Source organism: Micrococcus antarcticus (assembly GCF_044872765.1).
GTDB lineage: Bacteria > Actinomycetota > Actinomycetes > Actinomycetales > Micrococcaceae > Micrococcus.
The window spans coordinates 310,444-327,239 of the sequence record NZ_CP085253.1 but is presented as its reverse complement, the minus strand read 5'-3'; the positions used below and the strand labels follow the sequence as shown (position 1 = coordinate 327,239).

The 16,796-nt window shown below is 70.6% G+C and carries 18 protein-coding genes; 7 read left to right on the top strand and 11 right to left on the bottom strand.

Annotated features, from left to right (window positions below; translation table 11 throughout):
- The first annotated feature begins 17 nt into the window (after positions 1–17).
- On the top strand, positions 18–638 hold the full coding sequence (locus tag LG274_RS01585; RefSeq protein WP_404464983.1) for a PKD domain-containing protein: 621 nt from the start codon (positions 18–20) through the stop codon (positions 636–638).
- Between the two features lie 44 nt (positions 639–682).
- Here the strand turns inward: LG274_RS01585 and LG274_RS01580 are convergent, their stop codons facing one another.
- Positions 683–1,543: an SOS response-associated peptidase gene (locus tag LG274_RS01580; protein ID WP_404464981.1), complete on the bottom strand. Its 861-nt coding sequence runs from the start codon at positions 1,541–1,543 to the stop codon at positions 683–685.
- A gap of 114 nt (positions 1,544–1,657) precedes the next feature.
- Between LG274_RS01580 and LG274_RS01575 the strand changes: the two genes are divergently transcribed.
- Genes LG274_RS01575 through LG274_RS01565 form a run of 3 tightly spaced genes read left to right on the top strand, consistent with a single transcriptional unit; the run spans position 1,658 to position 4,067 of the window.
- Positions 1,658–2,752 (top strand): S-(hydroxymethyl)mycothiol dehydrogenase, encoded by a 1,095-nt coding sequence (locus LG274_RS01575; RefSeq protein ID WP_298986320.1) that lies wholly within the window; start codon positions 1,658–1,660, stop codon positions 2,750–2,752.
- Entirely contained in the window at positions 2,752–3,411 is a 660-nt protein-coding gene (locus LG274_RS01570; RefSeq protein WP_298710381.1) for an MBL fold metallo-hydrolase, read from the top strand. Before LG274_RS01575 ends, LG274_RS01570 begins: the two co-directional genes overlap by 1 nt.
- Before the next feature lie 5 nt (positions 3,412–3,416).
- Positions 3,417–4,067 (top strand): uridine kinase, encoded by a 651-nt coding sequence (locus LG274_RS01565; protein WP_404464979.1) that lies wholly within the window; start codon positions 3,417–3,419, stop codon positions 4,065–4,067.
- 73 nt (positions 4,068–4,140) lie between these two features.
- Here LG274_RS01565 and LG274_RS01560 read toward each other — a convergent pair whose 3' ends face one another.
- From LG274_RS01560 to nrdF, 6 genes are all read right to left on the bottom strand, one after another.
- Positions 4,141–4,896 (bottom strand): biotin/lipoate A/B protein ligase family protein, encoded by a 756-nt coding sequence (locus LG274_RS01560; RefSeq protein WP_404465972.1) that lies wholly within the window; start codon positions 4,894–4,896, stop codon positions 4,141–4,143.
- A 62-nt stretch (positions 4,897–4,958) separates the two neighbouring features.
- Entirely contained in the window at positions 4,959–5,816 is an 858-nt protein-coding gene (locus tag LG274_RS01555) for a thioesterase family protein (RefSeq protein ID WP_366371811.1), read from the bottom strand.
- Between the two features lie 101 nt (positions 5,817–5,917).
- Positions 5,918–6,595: a methionine ABC transporter permease gene (locus LG274_RS01550; protein ID WP_298710385.1), complete on the bottom strand. Its 678-nt coding sequence runs from the start codon at positions 6,593–6,595 to the stop codon at positions 5,918–5,920.
- The gene (locus tag LG274_RS01545; RefSeq protein ID WP_298710387.1) at positions 6,592–7,701 is read right to left on the bottom strand and encodes a methionine ABC transporter ATP-binding protein; all 1,110 of its coding nucleotides are present in this window, start codon (positions 7,699–7,701) and stop codon (positions 6,592–6,594) included. The genes LG274_RS01550 and LG274_RS01545 overlap by 4 nt, the downstream gene beginning before the upstream one ends.
- A gap of 4 nt (positions 7,702–7,705) precedes the next feature.
- Positions 7,706–8,620, bottom strand: coding sequence for a MetQ/NlpA family ABC transporter substrate-binding protein (locus LG274_RS01540; protein ID WP_298710389.1), 915 nt, complete (start codon positions 8,618–8,620; stop codon positions 7,706–7,708).
- 494 nt (positions 8,621–9,114) lie between these two features.
- Positions 9,115–10,107: a class 1b ribonucleoside-diphosphate reductase subunit beta gene (nrdF, locus tag LG274_RS01535; RefSeq protein WP_298986381.1), complete on the bottom strand. Its 993-nt coding sequence runs from the start codon at positions 10,105–10,107 to the stop codon at positions 9,115–9,117.
- Between the two features lie 207 nt (positions 10,108–10,314).
- On the opposite strand from nrdF, the gene LG274_RS01530 reads away from it, so the two are divergent.
- Positions 10,315–10,785: a DUF2087 domain-containing protein gene (locus tag LG274_RS01530; RefSeq protein WP_404464975.1), complete on the top strand. Its 471-nt coding sequence runs from the start codon at positions 10,315–10,317 to the stop codon at positions 10,783–10,785.
- Positions 10,786–10,931: 146 nt separating this feature from the next.
- On the opposite strand, the gene nrdE is transcribed toward LG274_RS01530, so the two are convergent.
- Genes nrdE through nrdH form a run of 3 tightly spaced genes read right to left on the bottom strand, consistent with a single transcriptional unit; the run spans position 10,932 to position 13,830 of the window.
- Positions 10,932–13,100 carry a class 1b ribonucleoside-diphosphate reductase subunit alpha gene (gene nrdE, locus LG274_RS01525; RefSeq protein WP_404464973.1) on the bottom strand — a complete coding sequence of 723 codons (2,169 nt, stop codon included), beginning with the start codon at positions 13,098–13,100 and terminating at the stop codon, positions 10,932–10,934.
- Complete coding sequence (gene nrdI / locus LG274_RS01520; protein WP_298710397.1) at positions 13,097–13,567, bottom strand: class Ib ribonucleoside-diphosphate reductase assembly flavoprotein NrdI; 471 nt, start codon at positions 13,565–13,567, stop codon at positions 13,097–13,099. The genes nrdE and nrdI overlap by 4 nt, the downstream gene beginning before the upstream one ends.
- A 17-nt stretch (positions 13,568–13,584) precedes the next feature.
- Positions 13,585–13,830, bottom strand: a complete 246-nt coding sequence (nrdH, locus tag LG274_RS01515; RefSeq protein ID WP_248116842.1) for a glutaredoxin-like protein NrdH — start codon at positions 13,828–13,830, stop codon at positions 13,585–13,587.
- 565 nt (positions 13,831–14,395) lie between these two features.
- Between nrdH and LG274_RS01510 the strand changes: the two genes are divergently transcribed.
- Both LG274_RS01510 and LG274_RS01505 read left to right on the top strand, forming a co-directional pair.
- Complete coding sequence (locus LG274_RS01510) at positions 14,396–15,097, top strand: type 1 glutamine amidotransferase domain-containing protein (protein WP_248118496.1); 702 nt, start codon at positions 14,396–14,398, stop codon at positions 15,095–15,097.
- A 252-nt stretch (positions 15,098–15,349) separates the two neighbouring features.
- Positions 15,350–15,655, top strand: a complete 306-nt coding sequence (locus LG274_RS01505; RefSeq protein ID WP_298710403.1) for a GNAT family N-acetyltransferase — start codon at positions 15,350–15,352, stop codon at positions 15,653–15,655.
- 104 nt (positions 15,656–15,759) lie between these two features.
- On the opposite strand, the gene LG274_RS01500 is transcribed toward LG274_RS01505, so the two are convergent.
- Positions 15,760–16,713, bottom strand: coding sequence for a DUF305 domain-containing protein (locus tag LG274_RS01500; RefSeq protein WP_404464970.1), 954 nt, complete (start codon positions 16,711–16,713; stop codon positions 15,760–15,762).
- Positions 16,714–16,796 lie beyond the last annotated feature (83 nt).

The window sequence follows — 16,796 nt, the reverse complement described above, 5'->3', positions numbered from 1 at the left end:
ACGGTGGCGAGTGGGTTATGACGGAGACAACTGACATCAGTACAGGTACACCACAGGTCACCTACTCCACCCCCATCTGCACGGGCACCGGCACCGGCCCGGCTCCCATCGGCGCCGCAGGCGACGCCGCTCCCCCGGTCACCATCGACGAAGTCCGCACCCTCCTGGTCCTGGAGCCGACGATCGAGTCGGACAACGCCGGCCGCGGCGTCCGCAACGCGGAGACCAACTTCTACACCCTCGCGCAGCCGGTCTTCCTGACCACGACCATCGCCGGCCAGGACATCGAACTCCGCGCCACGCCCGTCACCTTCCACTGGACCTACGGTGACGGCACCGGCACCGTGACCACCCACGACGGAGGCCACGCGCAGCCCGAGTTCAACGTGCCCACCCCCACGAGCCACGTCTACGAGGACACGGGGTCCTACACGGTCGGGCTGACCACGGTGTACGTCGGCGAGTACCGGGTGGCCGGCGGCGAGTGGCAGCTGATCCCCGGCACCATCACCCTGGACGCCGCCCCGGTCACCGCGGACATCTGGCGCACAGTCACGCGCAACGTCGCCGACGACTGCGGCGCCGACGCCTCCGCGTGGGGCTGCACCGGGCCCATCGACGCCCCGGACGGCGGCTGAAGGCCGCTCCTCGGCTCACCTCCGGGCGCCCCACCCGGCCCACCTCAGAGGAGTCGCTCCTGCACCTCGCCGGGCTCCTCGATCAGCTCCGGGCCGTTGTTCCGCACGTTCCCCACGGCCGAGCCCACCGGGCGCAGGCGCCACCCCGACGCCACGCCGTACGCCTGCGCGCACACCTCGTCCACGAGCAGTTCGGCCTCCTCTGCCGACCCGAGCTTCCCGGGCTCCAGCCAGCGGGCCATCGCCTCGGCTCCCAAGGGCACGGGCAGCCGGTCGTGCAGCTCCCCCAGCTCCGCCAGCAGCGGATCCTCCGCCTCCATGTTCGGCGCCGCCATCGTCAGGATCGACGTCGAGAGCACCCACGCGTCCTCTCCCGCGGCTTTCGCTTCCGGGTCCTGCCACCACTCGTAGAGCCCAGCGAACCAGATCACGGGCCCCTCGCCGTCACCGGCGCCGGCCGGGTGCACGTAGAAGGGCTGCTTCTCGGCGGCCTTCCCGTCGGCTCCCTTCGCCCCGGGCTCCGGCTTCTTCCACTCGTAGTACCCCTCCACCGGCACCGCGCAACGGCGCGAACGCACGGCCGCCCGGAACGTCGGCTTCTGTGCCACCGTCTCGGACCGGGCGTTGAACGCCCGCGACCCCACGGACAGCTCCTTCGCCCACGGCGGAACGAGTCCCCACCGCGCCACGTGCAGCTCGCGCCGCACCTCCCCGTCGGGCGCCTCGCCCCCGCCAGACGCCCCCGCGCCGTCCCCGTCCATCGCCCGCTCCAGCAGGATCGGCACGTCCGCCGTCGGGGCCACGTTCCAGTTGGGCCGCAGTTCGAGCGTCTCATCGGGCAGCATGCCGCCGCCCAGCCTGACGAGGTCACCGGCCGCCCGGGCCATCACATACCGTCCGCACATGCCCCCAGTGTGCCCCACCACAACGGGGTCGCCGCCGGTCCCCACCGGATGCCACCCCGGCCTCGCGTGTGGTGGGATGGACACCGAGCCACCCCCACTGCACAAGGAGTCAGCGTGCCACAGAAGGTCCGCGGCGTCGTCGCCATGGCGAAGGACGCCCCCGTCAGCATCGAGACCATCATCATCCCCGACCCGGGACCGGGAGAGGCCGTCGTCGACGTCAAGACGTGCGGCGTGTGCCACACGGACCTGCACTACGTGCAGGGTGGCATCGGCGACGAGTACCCGTATCTGCTCGGCCACGAGGCGACCGGCGTGGTCTCGGCGATCGGCGAGGGCGTCACCCACGTGGCCGTCGGCGACACCGTGATCCTCAACTGGCGCGCCGTGTGCGGCGAGTGCCGCGCGTGCAAGAAGGGCCAGCTCGAGTACTGCTTCGCCACGCACAACGCCGCCCAGAAGATGACCCTCGAGGACGGCACGGAGCTCTCCCCCGCCCTCGGCATCGGCGCCTTCGCCGACAAGACCCTCGTCCACGCCAAGCAGTGCACCACGGTGGACGGCGTGGACGGCGTCGAGGAGCAGGCCGCCGTGGGCCTGCTGGGCTGCGGCGTCATGGCCGGCATCGGCGCCGCCATGAACACCGGCGCGGTCAAGCGCGGCGAGTCCGTGGCCGTCATCGGCTGCGGCGGCGTGGGCGTCGCCTCGATCGCGGGCGCGAAGCTCGCCGGGGCCACCACGATCATCGCGGTGGACATCGACGACAAGAAGCTTGCCAAGGCCACCGAGCTGGGCGCCACCCACACGGTGAACTCCAAGGAGCAGGACCCGGTGGAGGCCATCCGCGCCGCGACGGGCGGCTTCGGCGCCGACGTCGTCATCGAGGCCGTGGGCCGCCCCGAGACCTACGAGCAGGCGTTCTACGCGCGCGACCTCGCCGGCCGCGTGGTGCTGGTGGGCGTGCCCACCCCGGACATGCAGCTCACCCTGCCGCTGCTCGAGATGTTCGGCCGCGGCGGCGCCCTGAAGTCCTCGTGGTACGGCGACTGCCTGCCCGAGCGCGACTTCCCCATGCTGGTGGAGCAGTACCGCCTGGGCCGCCTGCCCCTGGACGAGTTCGTCACCGAGACCGTCGCCCTCGACCAGGTCGACGAGGCCTTCGAGACCATGAAGTCCGGCGACGTCCTGCGCTCGGTGGTGGTGCTCTGATGGCCGCGCGCATCGACCACGCCGTCACCTCCGGCACGTTCTCCCTCGACGGCGAGACGCACCAGGTGGACAACAACGTGTGGGTCGTCGGCGGCGCGGAGGAGTGCGTCGTCATCGACCCGGCGCATGATGCCTCCGCCGTGTGGAGGAAGGTGGCCGGCCGCCAGGTGCTGGCCATCCTCCTCACCCACGGCCACGACGACCACATCCGCCAGGTCCAGGAGTTCCGCCAGATGGTGGACGCCCCCGTGCTGATGCACCCGGCCGACCGCATGCTGTGGGACGCCGTCTTCCCCGACGACGCCCCCGACGGCGACCTGACCGACGGCGACGTGATGCGTGTGGCCGGCGTCGAGCTGCGCGTGCTCCACACGCCCGGGCACTCCCCCGGCTCCGTGTGCCTCCACGCCCCGGACCTCGGCGAGCAGGACGACGACGGCACCCCCACCGGCGTGCTGTTCTCCGGCGACACGCTCTTCCAGGGCGGGCCCGGCGCCACGGGCCGTTCGTACTCGGACTTCGACACGATCATCGAATCGATCCGCGAGCGCCTGCTCACGCTGCCGGAGTCCACGGTGGTCCACACGGGCCACGGCGGCTCGACCCGCATCGGGGACGAGAAGCCGCACCTGCAGGAGTGGATCGAGCGGGGTCACTGAGCCCCGTGGACACCCTGACGGACGCCGCGCGCGTCGTCCTCCTCGGAGGTGCCTCCGGCTCGGGCAAGTCCTACCTCGCCCGGCGCTACGGGCGCCCCCACCTCCCGCTGGACGCGTTCTACTTCCAGCAGTCCGACGACGGCGGCGGCTCCGGCCCCGTCTTCCCGCGCACCCCCTACGGGGAGATCGACTGGGACCACCCCGGGACGTGGAACGAGCAGGCCGCGGTGGACGCCGTCGTCGAGCTCCTCGAGGAGGGCGTCTCCCGCGTCCCCGACTACGACATCTCCACGTCCTCCGTGCTCGGGCACACCGCCGTCTCGCTGGAACCGGACGGCGTGATCGTGGCCGAGGGCATCTTCGCGGAGGAGATGCCGGCGGCGCTCACCCGCGCGGGCGTCCCGTTCGAGGCCTGGTACATCGACCAGTGGCGGGGGACGACGGCGGTGCGCCGGTTCGGCCGCGACGTCGCCGAACGGCGCAAGCCGGTCCCGTTCCTGGTGCAGCGGGGCTGGGCGCTGTACCGCACGGACGCGGAGCGCCGGGCGCATGCGCTCGCGGCCGGTTTCGCGCCGCGGTCAAAGGCACGGCTGAAGCGCGACCTCGCGGCGCTGGCCACGACGGGCGCAGTGGGCGGGGTGGGGGGCTCCGCGTGAGCAGCCGCCACGTCTCCACCGTGATCGCCGCCGACACCGCCCTCGTGGCGCGCCTCGCGGGCGTCGACGGCGCTCAGACGTCCACGACGCCGCGCCCCTGCCCCTGCGCCCACGCCGCGTACTCGTCACGCAGGGCGACCGTGAACGCCGGCACCGCGGCCCCGGGTCGCACGTCGTCCGCCCCGCCGACGGTCCGCGGGTCCATCTCGAGCCCGAGCGAGCGGTAGACGTCAGTGAGCACGGCGCGCAGCGGGGAGGCGTCGGCGACCACCACGTGGGTGGAGAACAGCCACGCCCCCTTGACCACGCGCTGCGCCGAGCCGGCCAGCTTCACCGGATGCCCGGGTGCCGGCCCCTGCACGGAGAATTCGCCCGGGCAGTACTCCCCCGGGATCTCCCCCACGGATGACTCGACCCCCATCCGCGCGAACGCCCGCACGAACAGGTCCGCGAACTCGGAGAACCGTGCCTGCTGGCGCACCCCGGCGTCCTCCTCGAGGGCGAGGTGGTCCACCACCACGCAGCCGTGGTGGTAGGCCGCCGCCCGTCCCCCGGCCCGGCGCGTCACTGGCGCGAAGCCATGGGCACGGCACGCGTCGACGGCGGACGCGTGCCCAGTCAGCCGGGTGTCGCGCTGGCCGAAGGCCACGGTGGGCTCCGGCACGTAGACCCGGATCAGGTCGGCCATCGGCGTGCCCGCCGCCGCGGCCGCCCGGAACTGGCCGAGCGCGTCCATGGCCCAGTCGAGGTCCTCGGTCGCGCCCAACGACTCACCCTGCACGAACCAGCGGACCCCCTGGGGCGCCGCGCCCTCCCCGGGCTGCTTCAGGCGACCACCGTCCGCGGCGTCCGACGCCTCGTCCCTCGATCCGTCCGTCGGTCCGGACCCGCTCACGCCTCTGGCCACGGGCGCACGGTCAGGGTCTGCTCGGCGTGGGCGAAGGGGCCGCCGTCGTCGTGGAGCACGGAGGAGGTGAGGCCCACGCCGTCCGGGCCCACGGTGACCTGGTTGGCGATGCCCAGCCAGGAGCCCGTCGGCTGGCGGTACAGGTGGATCTGCAGATCCACGTTCGGGAAGAACCAGCCGCCCGGCTTGGGCGGCAGCACCGGCGCGATGCCGTTCGCCGCGTCCGCCAGTCCGATCAGGCGCACGAGGTCCGAGGTGGTCTCCCCGTCCACCATCGCGACGTCCGAGGTCAGCCAGACGCGGCCGTGGCCGGGCTCGTGGCCGGGGGCCTCGAGTCCGTCGAGGCTCGCGATGAAGCCGCCGCCCCACCCGGACAGGGCTCCCTCGCCGGCGCACTCCTCGCGCGGGGTGAGCAGCTCGTCGGGGATGTTCAGGGCGGCGGACGTGTCCGTCGTCGTGAGCAGCCACGCGCGGCAGGTCAGAACGGCCCGCTCGCGGGCGGTGAGCACGGACTCCACGAGCTCGATCGTCTTTCCCGGGCGGATCACACGGGTCTCCACGTGCAGGTCGCCGGACCAGAGGGTGCCGAGGATCTCGAAGCTCAGGCGAGCGATCCGCAGGCCGTCCTTGCCGAACTCCGCCTGGATCTCATGGACGAGCAGCGCGGACACGGCCGCCATGTGCATCTCCTCGGGCCGCCACGCGCCCTGAGCGTGCACGGTGGAGCGGACGTCGGCGATGCGCACACCCTCCTCGGTGGTGCGGGGATCGGCGGTGCGGACGTAGTACGCGCGGGGCTCAGCGCCGGTCTCGGCGCCGCCGTCGTGGGCATCAGTGGTCATGCCCGGCAGTCTGCCAGAACGACGCCGGCCGGTCGCCTCCGTGGGGAGACGACCGGCCGGCGTCGAGTGGGGCGCGGCAGGACAGCGCGACGAGCCTCCGCTCAGCGGCGCATGACCCGGCGGGCGATCCCGTTGCCTGCCAGCTGCAGCGCCTGGACGAGCACGATGACGACCGCGACGGCGAGCCACGTGATCTCGGGGCGGAACCGGTTGTACCCCTCGACGATGGCGAAGTTGCCGATGCCGCCGCCACCGATGATGCCGGCCATGGCGGACATGTCCACGAGGGAGATGATCACGAACGTGAAGCCGAGGATCAGCGGGCCGAGGGCCTCGGGGAGCACCACGGTGCGGATGATCCGCATCCGGGAGGCGCCCATGGCCCGGGCCGCCTCGATCACGCCGGGGTCCAGCGAGACGAGGTTCTGCTCCACGATGCGGGCGATGCCGAACGTGGAGGCCCAGATCATGCAGAACACGACCGCCGTGTTGCCGATGCCGGTGCCGACCACCTGGATGGTGAGCGGCTGCAGGGCGGCGATGAGGATGACGAACGGGATCGGCCGGATGAGGTTGACCACGAAGTTCATCGCGGCGTAGGCCACCCGGTTGGCGTAGATGCCGCCCGGCCGCGTGGTGTACAGCACCATGCCGACGAGCATGCCGAGGATGCCGCCGAGCAGGAAGGCCCACCCCACCATGTAGAGGGTGTCGCCGATCGCGGAGAGCAGCTCGGGGCCGTAGTAGTCCCAGTCGAGGTTCTGGATGTCCTGGATCACGGGTGCTGCACCTCCTGCACGTCCCCGGCGCCCGCCAGGTCCGCGACGAACGCCTCGACGGCGGCCGGCTCACCCGTGAGCGCCACGGTGAGCAGGCCGTAGGCCGAGTCCTTGGTGGCGGACATGCCGCCGTGGACGATCTCGAATCCCACCCCGCGCTGTGCGGCGGTGCCGAGCACCCCGGACACGGCGGCGGCGTCCTTGAGGGACACCATCACCAGGCGGCCGGCGGTGCGCTCGCGGATGCGGGCGACCTCCTCCGCCGTGGGGCGGTCCTTCAGGGCGGTGGCCACGAAGGACGCGGCGTCGGCCGAGTGGGCCGGACGGGAGAAGAGGTCGTAGACCTTCCCCGACTCCACCACACGGCCGGTGTCCATCACGGCCACGCGGTCGGCGATCGAGCGGATGACCTCCATCTCGTGGGTGATGGCCACGATCGTCACGCCGAGCTCCTCGTTGACGCGCCGCAGCACGGTGAGGACCTCCTGGGTGGTGGAGGGGTCGAGGGCGCTCGTGGCCTCGTCGGCCAGGAGGATCTCCGGCTCGGCGGCGAGCGCGCGGGCGATGCCCACGCGCTGCTTCTGCCCGCCCGAGAGCTGCTCGGGGTAGTGCCGCGCCTTGTCGGCCAGCCCCACGAACTCGAGGAGCTCCGCGACGCGGGCCTTGCGGTCGCCCCGCGGCCACCCGGCCGTGGCGAGGGCGTACTCCACGTTCCCCGCCACGGTGCGGGAGGTGAGCAGGTTGAACTGCTGGAACACCATGCCGATCCGTGTGCGCAGGGGTCGCAGGCGCGCCTCGGAGAGGTGCGAGACCTGCTCGCCGAGCACGGTGACCGTGCCCGACGTCGGCTTCTCCAGCCCGTTGATCATGCGGATCAGGGTGGACTTGCCGGCTCCGGAGAACCCGATGACGCCGAAGACCTCACCGCGGCGGACGGACAGGGAGACGTCGTCCACCGCCGTGACCTCGCGGCCGCCGGTGGCGAACACGCGACTGACGTGGTCGAAGACGATGATGTCCTCCCCCGGGGCGCCCTGCGTGGCGCGCCTCGGGGTACCGGCGGCCGTGACGGCCGCCGGGTGCTCAGGGGTGTGCGAACCGGTCACCGGCTCAGGCACCCTGCTTCGCGATGGCATCCTGGTACTGCTTCAGGGTCTCGTCGATCTGCCCCTCGTCCAGCTTCACCGGCACCGAGGTGTCCGAGGAGAGCTTGGCGGACTCGGCGAGCACGCGCTCGTCGTGGTACAGGTCCGCGACGGTCTTGTAGGTCTCGTTCTCGCGGTCCGCGCGGCGCACCGCGAAGCCGTTGACGAAGGGCTTGGCAGAGTCGGCCTGCGGGTCGTCCTTGAACAGGGCGGTGGTCGTGTCGATGCCCGCGTCCGCGGAGAAGGTGTTGTTGATGATCGAGCCGGCCACCGACTCGAGCGCGTTGACGGTCTGCTGCGCCGCCACGGGCTGGACCTTCACGAGGGAGGCGGCCTCGTCGATGTCACGGACCTCGGGGCGGATCGTGTCGTTCTTGAGCTTCAGCAGGCCCGCTGCCACCAGGACGTTGATCGCGCGCGCCTGGTTGACGGTGTCGTTCGGGATCGCGACGGCGTCGCCCTTCTGGAACTCCTTGAGGTCCTTGTACTTCTTGGAGTAGAGCGGCAGCGGGATGATCTCCGTGGTGCCGATGAGGGTGAGGTCCTTGCCGGAGGCCTGGTTGTAGTCGGCCAGGTAGGCGATGTGCTGGAACCAGTTCATGTCCACGTCGCCGTTGTCCAGCGCGGGGTTGGGCTGCGTGTACTCGGTGAAGTTGCGGATCTCGACGTCGATGCCGTGCTCCTCCTTGGCGATCTTGGCCAGGAGGCGGTGGGTCTCGTTCTCCGAGACGACGCCGATGCGCACCTTCTTCGCGTCGCCCGAGCCCGAGGCGGAGGAGCCCTTGTTCTCGGACTGGGAGTTGCACGCGGTGAGAGCGAGGGCGCCGACGGCGGCCAGGGAGAGGCCGGCGAAGGAGCGGCGGGTGATGTTCTGCGTCATGGGGTTCTCCTCGATGAGGTGGCGCCCGCTGGGGGCGGTGGGACGGCTGTGGGCGCGGCAGGGCGGGCCAGAGGGGCCGGCGCGCGTGGCGCAGGGGGGCGTGGCTCGCCCCGGGCCGATGGCCGGGGTTCCTTTCGACGATGCTCTTGCCCGTCCTCCAGCCACCGCACTGTGCCCCGTCAGGGGCCTCCGTGCGGCGGAGGGGGGCCGCTTCTCGGTCCGATGCCACCCGTGAACATGGGGTTGGCGAGCGGCTCGTCGTGGGACCACGTGGTCCCGCCGGTGGGGCGGGGCCGAAAGCCGCTTCTCCTGAAGCTGACGCCGATCCTATCGCAGGATGGCCCGGCCTTTCCGGCAGGTGCTCACCTGATGTCGCAGAACGTCACGGACGGCCCACCGGAGACACAGACGACGCCGGCCACCCGCCTCCGTGAAGGAGGCGGACGGCCGGCGTCGTGGGTCCGTGCGGAGAGACGCCGCGGGTCAGCGCGGGATCAGAAGTCCCAGTCCTCGTCCTCGGTGTTCTCGGCCTTGCCGATCACGTAGGAGGAGCCGGAGCCGGAGAAGAAGTCGTGGTTCTCGTCCGAGTTCGGGGAGAGCGCCGAGAGGATGGCCGGGTTCACGTTGGTGACCTCGGCCGGGAACATCGGCTCGTAGCCCAGGTTCATCAGGGCCTTGTTGGCGTTGTAGTTGAGGAACTTCTTCACGTCCTCGGCCAGGCCCACGGCGTCGTAGAGGTCGTGGGTGTACTCGACCTCGTTCTCGTACAGCTCGAAGAGCAGCTCGAAGGTGAAGTTCTTCAGCTCCTCGCGGCGCTCGGCGGGCAGCGCCTCGATGCCGCGCTGGTACTTGTAGCCGATGTAGTAGCCGTGCACGGCCTCGTCCCGGATGATCAGGCGGATCAGGTCCGCCGTGTTGGTCAGGCGCGCCCGGGAGGAGAGGTACATGGGCCAGTAGAAGCCCGAGTAGAAGAGGAAGGACTCCAGCAGGGTCGAGGCGATCTTCTTCTTGAACGGGTCCTCGCCGTCGTAGCGGTCGACGACGATCTGCGCCTTGCGCTGCAGGTTCTCGTTCTCGCGGGACCAGCGGAAGGCCTCGTCGATCTCCTTCGTGGAGGAGAGCGTGGAGAAGATCGAGGAGTAGGACTTCGCGTGCACGGACTCCATGAACGCGATGTTCGTCAGGACGGCCTCCTCGTGCTGCGTCAGCGCGTCCGGGATGAGGGACACGGCACCGACGGTGCCCTGGATGGTGTCCAGGAGAGTCAGGCCGGTGAACACGCGCATGGAGAGCAGGCGCTCGTCGTCGGTCAGGTGGGCCCAGGACTGAACGTCGTTGGACAGCGGCACCTTCTCCGGCAGCCAGAAGTTGTTGACGAGGCGGTTCCAGACCTCCACGTCCTTCTCGTCCTGGATCCGGTTCCAGTTGACGGCCTCGACGAGATGGTTCTTGACCGAGGGACCGTGGTCGGTCGTCGGTTCCTGGATAGCGGTCACGGCAGGACACGTCCTTCACATGGGTTGTTGAGCAAACGCCGATGATGGAAGCACGGAGCGCCCTCGAGGGGGCTCGACGCGCAGCCATTCGGAACTGACAGTCTAGGACGCCCACCCCGTCGGCGGCGAGCCGCGCGGAGCGGCGTCCGGAGTGTCCTCGCCCACCCGGAGGGAAGGGCCGAGACTAGCCTGAGCCGCATGCACCAGTCCCTGTGTCCCACCCGCTCCTTCGTCGCCATGCTGCGCAACCCGAAGATCCGCCGGGCCGTCGCCGCCCTGCTCTCCGGGGCCGACGTCGGGAGCGAACACCACGGCCCGCTGAAGGGCGCCGAGTCCGTGGGCCTGGCCCGTTCTGGCGACGACGGCGCGCCCGTCCTCGAGGAGGCGTTCCTCGCGGACGCGGCCGCCGCGCTGGACCGGGCGGTGAGCCCGCTGGCCGTGCTCGACGGCGCGCGCATCGCCGTGCCCGACCTCCCTCTCGACGCGGTGGACGGGACCGTTCGCGCCGTGGCCGAGCGGGTCCTCTCCCCCGGTGACCGCGTCAGCGAGGCGACGCTGAACGACCGACTGGCCCTGTTCGTCGTCGACGTGGCGTTCTTCCGCCGCCACGCGTGCGACCTGGGGGTGCTGGCCCGGGAGGCGGACGGCTCGGCGTACTGGCGGGCGTGAGGGCCGGCGTCGCCCCTGACGAAGAAGTGGCGAGGACATACGGCCTCCCGGCCCCGAAGGGTCGGAATGGCCGTATGTCCTCGCCACTTTCTGCACGGGGCCCGCAGGGATGGAGGAAGACCTGACCCCGCGGGGCGCTCAGCGCATCAGAGCATGCAGGACACGCAGCCCTCGACCTCGGTGCCCTCCAGCGCGAGCTGGCGCAGACGGATGTAGTAGATCGTCTTGATGCCCTTCTTCCACGCGTAGATCTGCGCGCGGTTCAGGTCACGCGTGGAGGCGGTGTCCTTGAAGAACAGCGTCAACGAGAGGCCCTGGTCCACGTGCTGCGTGGCGGCGGCGTACGTGTCGATGATCTTCTCGTAGCCGATCTCGTACGCGTCCTCGTAGTACTCGAGGTTGTCGTTGGAGAGGAACGGTGCCGGGTAGTACACGCGCCCGAGCTTGCCCTCCTTGCGGATCTCGATCTTCGAGGCCACCGGGTGGATCGACGACGTCGAGTTGTTGATGTAGGAGATGGAGCCCGTGGGCGGAACCGCCTGCAGGTTGCGGTTGAAGATGCCGTGCTCCATGACGGAGGCCTTCAGCGCACGCCAGTCGTCCTGCGTGGGCAGCGTGATGCCGGCGTCGGCGAAGAGCTGTGCCACCCGGGCGGTGGCCGGCTTCCACTCGGTGTCCGTGTACGTGTCGAAGAACTCCCCGGAGGCGTACTTCGAGTCCTCGAACCCGCCGAACCGCTGGCCGGTCTCGATCGCGATCCGGTTGGAGGCCCGCAGGGCGTGGAAGAGCACCGAGTAGAAGTAGATGTTCGTGAAGTCGATGCCCTCCTCGGAGCCGTAGTGCACGCGCTCGCGGGCGAGGTAGCCGTGGAGGTTCATCTGCCCCAGGCCGATCGCGTGGGAGGCGGCGTTGCCCTTGGCGATGGACGGCACCGACTGGATGTCGCTCATCACGGACACGGCGGTCAGCGCGCGGATCGCCGTCTCCACGGAGAGCCCGAAGTCCGGGGAGTCCATGGTCTTGGCGATGTTCATGGAGCCCAGGTTGCAGGAGATGTCCTGGCCGATGTGCTCGTAGGTGAGGTCCTCGTTGTACTCGGAGGCCTCGGAGACCTGGAGGATCTCGGAGCACAGGTTGGACATCGTGATGCGGCCCTTGATGGGGTTCGCGCGGTTCACGGTGTCCTCGAACACCACGTACGGGTAGCCCGACTCGAACTGGATCTCCGCGATCGTCTGGAAGAACTCGCGCGCGTTGATCTTGGTCTTCTTGATGCGGGCGTCGTCGACCATCTCGTCGTACTTCTCCGTCACGGAGATCTCGGAGAAGGGAACACCGTAGACGCGCTCGACGTCGTACGGCGAGAACAGGTACATGTCCTCGTTGCGCTTGGCCAGCTCGAACGTGATGTCCGGGATCACGACGCCGAGCGAGAGGGTCTTGATGCGGATCTTCTCGTCCGCGTTCTCGCGCTTGGTGTCCAGGAAGCGGTGGATGTCCGGGTGGTGCGCGTGCAGGTACACGGCGCCGGCGCCCTGGCGCGCGCCGAGCTGGTTCGCGTAGGAGAAGGAGTCCTCGAGGAGCTTCATCACGGGGATGACGCCGGAGGACTGGTTCTCGATCTGCTTGATGGGCGCGCCGTGCTCGCGGATGTTGGTCAGCGAGAGGGCCACGCCGCCGCCGCGCTTGGACAGCTGCAGGGCGGAGTTGATGCCGCGGGCGATCGACTCCATGTTGTCCTCGATGCGCAGCAGGAAGCAGGAGACGAGCTCGCCGCGCTGCTTCTTGCCCGCGTTCAGAAACGTGGGGGTGGCCGGCTGGAAGCGGCCGGAGATCATCTCGTCCACGAGGTGGGTGGCCAGCTCCTGGTCGCCGCGCGCCAGGTGGAGGGCGACGACGGACACCCGGTCCTCGTAGCGCTCCAGGTAGCGCTTGCCGTCGAAGGTCTTCAGCGCGTACGAGGTGTAGAACTTGAACGCGCCGAGGAAGGTCGGGAAGCGGAACTTCGCCTTGTAGGCGCGGCCGAAGAGGTCCTTGACGAACTCGAACGGGTACTGCTCGAAGGTCTCGGTCTCGTAGTAGTCGTTCTTCTGCAGGTACTCGAGCTTCTCCTCGAGGTCGTGGAAGAACACCGTGTTGGTGTTCACGTGCTGCAGGAAGTACTGGCGCGCGGCGGCGTGGTCGGCCTCGAACTGGATGCGCCCGTCCGCCCCGTACAAGTTCAGCATGGCGTTCAGCTCGTGATAGCCGAGGTTCTGCCACTCGGGGGGCATGGTCTTGGCCTGCTGGATCAGGTCCTGTTCGGTGACGGTCATGGCTGGAGTCCTTTCAGGCCCTCCCGGACGGCGGTGACGTCGTCGGGGGTGCCCATGAGTTCGAACTTGTACATCAGGGGGACCTGGCACTTGCGGGCGATGATGTAGCCCGCGAGGCAGTACCCCTCGTGGAAGTTGGTGTTCCCGGAGGCGACCACCCCGCGCAGGAGCGCTCGGTTGCCCGGGACGTTCAGGAATTTGATCACCTGCTTGGGCACCGCGCCGTCGCCGTCTCCCCCGCCGTAGGTGGGGGTGAGCAGGACGAACGGCGCGGTGGCCCCCAGGGTGGGCTCCGGGGTCCGGAGGGGAAGTCGTGCCGCTCGGCCGGTGGGAAGGTCCAGCTTGCGCACGAAGCGGTGCGTGTACTCGGACGTCGACGAGAAGTAGATCAGCTGCGCGTCCGTGGGGGTGAGGCCCTGCGCCTGTGCGGACCGGATGTGGGTCTGGTCCGCAGGGGTGGGGCTCATGGCGCGGTCTGTGGGGATCAGGCCACCGAGGCGGCCACGGAGGTGGCCAGCTCGTCGATCTTGTCCGGGCGGAAGCCGGACCAGGAGTCGGTCTCCGTCATCACGACGGGGGCCTGCATGAAGCCGGCGGCGCGCACGCGCTCGAGGGCGGCCGGGTCCTGGGACATGTCCACGACCTCGTAGGCGATGCCCTTCTTGTCCAGCGCACGGTAGGTGGCGTTGCACTGCACGCAGGCGGGCTTGGTGTACACGGTGACGGTCATGCGGCTTCCCTGTTCCTTCGATCCTCGTGGGCCCGTGAGGGGCCCGAAATGACGTCTCCCGGGTGAACGGGAGGTGTTCTGTCCGGTCCCGATCGATACTACATCTAGTGATGCCGGAGCCTGCGCATCCCTAGATGTAGTAGTGACACGGATGTAATTCCACGGGTGGGACTGTCCCCAGAGCTGTCCACAGCGGGCGCCCGGCGGCGATCCGCGCGGGCATGCGGGACACGCCGAGAGGCTGTGCGAGATGTCCACAGGCGGTGGGTTCAGCGGCCCGGGAAACGCACAGCCCGAAGGTCTGGTCCACCACATCCGGGCCCGGCGTGTCGGGGGTCCGGAGGGCACAAGATGTGGGCGGGGTCGGAGAGAGGCGGTGCGGACGGACATCTCCGCCCCCCCAGGGGGCTGGTGCCTGAGCGGGCCGGTGCGGCCTCGGATCGGGCTCGACGGGGACGCGGCCTGCCGGAACCTCAGACCCCGGCAGCGCGGTCAGGACCTGCCTCCCCGCCCCGCGGAGCACCTACGGTGGACGCACTGACCTCACGACCCGAAAGGAACAGCCATGCCCTCCGTGCTCTTCGTCCTCTCCGCCTCCGACCACTGGACCCTGAAGGACGGCACCCGCCACGACACCGGCTTCTGGGCCGAGGAGTTCGTGGCTCCCCACGACGTCTTCGCGGAGGCCGGGTGGGACATCACCCTGGCCACCCCCGGAGGCGTCACCCCCACCGTGGACAGGACCAGCCTCGGCGTGATGGGCGGACTGCCCTGGAAGACCGCGCAGCTGAAGAAGGACCTCGAGCGCCTCGCGCCCCTCCTGGAGCACCCGCAGGCGCTCGCGGACGTGGACGAGGCGGCGTACGACGTCGTCTTCTACCCGGGCGGCCACGGCCCCCTCGAAGACCTCGCGAAGGACCCGGTGTCCGGGGAGCTGCTCCGGGCCCGCATGGCCGCCGGCCGCACGACCGCGTTGCTGTGCCACTCCCCCGCCGCCATGCTCGCCGCCCCCGGTGAGGGGGCGGACTGGCCGTTCCACGGCTACGCCATGACCGGCTTCTCCAACGCCGAGGAGAAGATCGCCGGCCTCGCGGACAAGGCCCCGTGGCTGCTCCAGGACGAGCTGGAGCGCCGCGGCGCCGACGTCTCCACGACGACCATCCCCTACCGCCCCCACGTGGTGGTGGACCGCAACCTCTACACGGGGCAGAACCCCCAGTCCTCGGAGCCCCTCGCCGAGCGGATCCTCGCGGACCTGACCCGCTGACGGCCCGCCCGGCTCACCCCGGCCGCCGTCGTGCTGTGAGGGTGCGCCAGCACCGGCCAGCCACCCCACGGCGACGTCGCCGGTCTGCACCTTCACCGGCGTGGCGTGGGCACCCGGTCGACGGTCTCGGCCTGGCGGTCATCATCGACCCCGCGGGCGTACGGATCGCCAGGCCTGGGGCTGCATGCCCTGCCACTCACCCATGAATCCCGGCATGGAATACGCCTCGTGGAGCGGCGTGTTGCACGGACCATGACCACCTCCCCCACCATCACCCGCGACGACGACGCCTCCCGCTACGAGCTGCATGACGGCACCACGCTCCTGGCGGTCCTCGACTACCGCGACAACGGGACGGACGTCGCCCTCACCCGTGCGTTCACGGTCCCCACCTTCCGCGGCCAGGGCCACGCGGCCACGCTCACCGCAGGCGCTGTGGCCGACATCGCCGAGCGCGGGGGCGCCGCAGGCGGCCGACGCGTCGTGCCGCTGTGCTGGTACGTGGCGCAGTGGTTCGATGAGCACCCCGAGCAGTCCCACCTGCTCGCGCCGCGCTGACCTGCACCCTTCACCGCGCCGCGCGAGCCGCGCACGCCCGGCGGCGGCGGTGTGGTCGTCGACCGGGAAGGAAAGGTGCCCCGCCACTGGGGCGGGGCGCGCGGTCAGCCGTCCGAGGCCGACGGGGACGGCGACGGGCCGGGCGTGGGCCGGGCGGTGTCCGCGGGGCTGGGCGTGGGGGACGGCGACGGCTTGGTCCGGGCGTAGGCGGACTGCTCCGCCTGGATGGACTGCAGCAGCGAGGGCGTGCGGTCCACGTTCCCTCCGTCGGCGCCGCCCCCCTCGATCTTGATGGGACCGGTGAATCCGGACGGGCGCGCGGTGGGCGTGCCGTCCGCGCCGATGGCGCCCTTCTGGGCGAGGAGCTCCACCAGACGCTGCATGGCCGTGCGGTTCTGGTCCAGGATGCCCTGGGCCGCCTTCTTGCCCGAGTCATCCGTGCCGGACTGCAGCTCGTTGCCCGCGATCGTCACGGCCCCCTGGAGCAGGCGGTGCAGCTGAAGGAGGTAGGTGCGGTCCGCGTCCTCTCCCCCGACGCTCTCCAGTGCAGCCCTGTCCGAGGCGGTCAGCAGGCCGGCCCGCATGTCCGCGGTGTCCTGAGCGGACAGCTGGGCCTCCTCCTCCCCCGGGGACAGGGTCGAGGACTCCTCGGCGGACGGCTCCGGCTCCTCCTCGGGCACGGCCGCGCCCCAGCCCTCGAGCAGGCGGCTCAGCTCATCGATGCGCGCGGCGTGCTGGTCCCGCACTCCCTCGGCGATGTCACGCACCTCCTGGTCCACGTCCTCCTTGGCGAGGTAGGCCTCGGACAACCGGACCGCCTGGCGGTGGTTGCGCACCGTCATGGTGGCGAAGTCGATGTCCCCCTGCAGGGGGTTCAGGCTCGTGTGGGTGGGCGTGGAGAGCACGCCGTCGAGGTAGGTGTTGGCCGAGCCGGACGCGGCGGGCACCTCCTCGCTCGCCGTGCAGCCGGCCAGCGCCACGGCCAGGCCGGCGCCGGCGACCGCCGCGGTCCAGCGCCGCCGTCGTGCGGGGGCGGAGGCGTGGGGGGCACGGTGCATGGCTGGCGGTCCTCTCGGCGGGCGGCGCCCGCAGGAGTCACGGGCGTTCCGGCGCGGTGGAGCCCGCTCCGGCCCTCACAGGG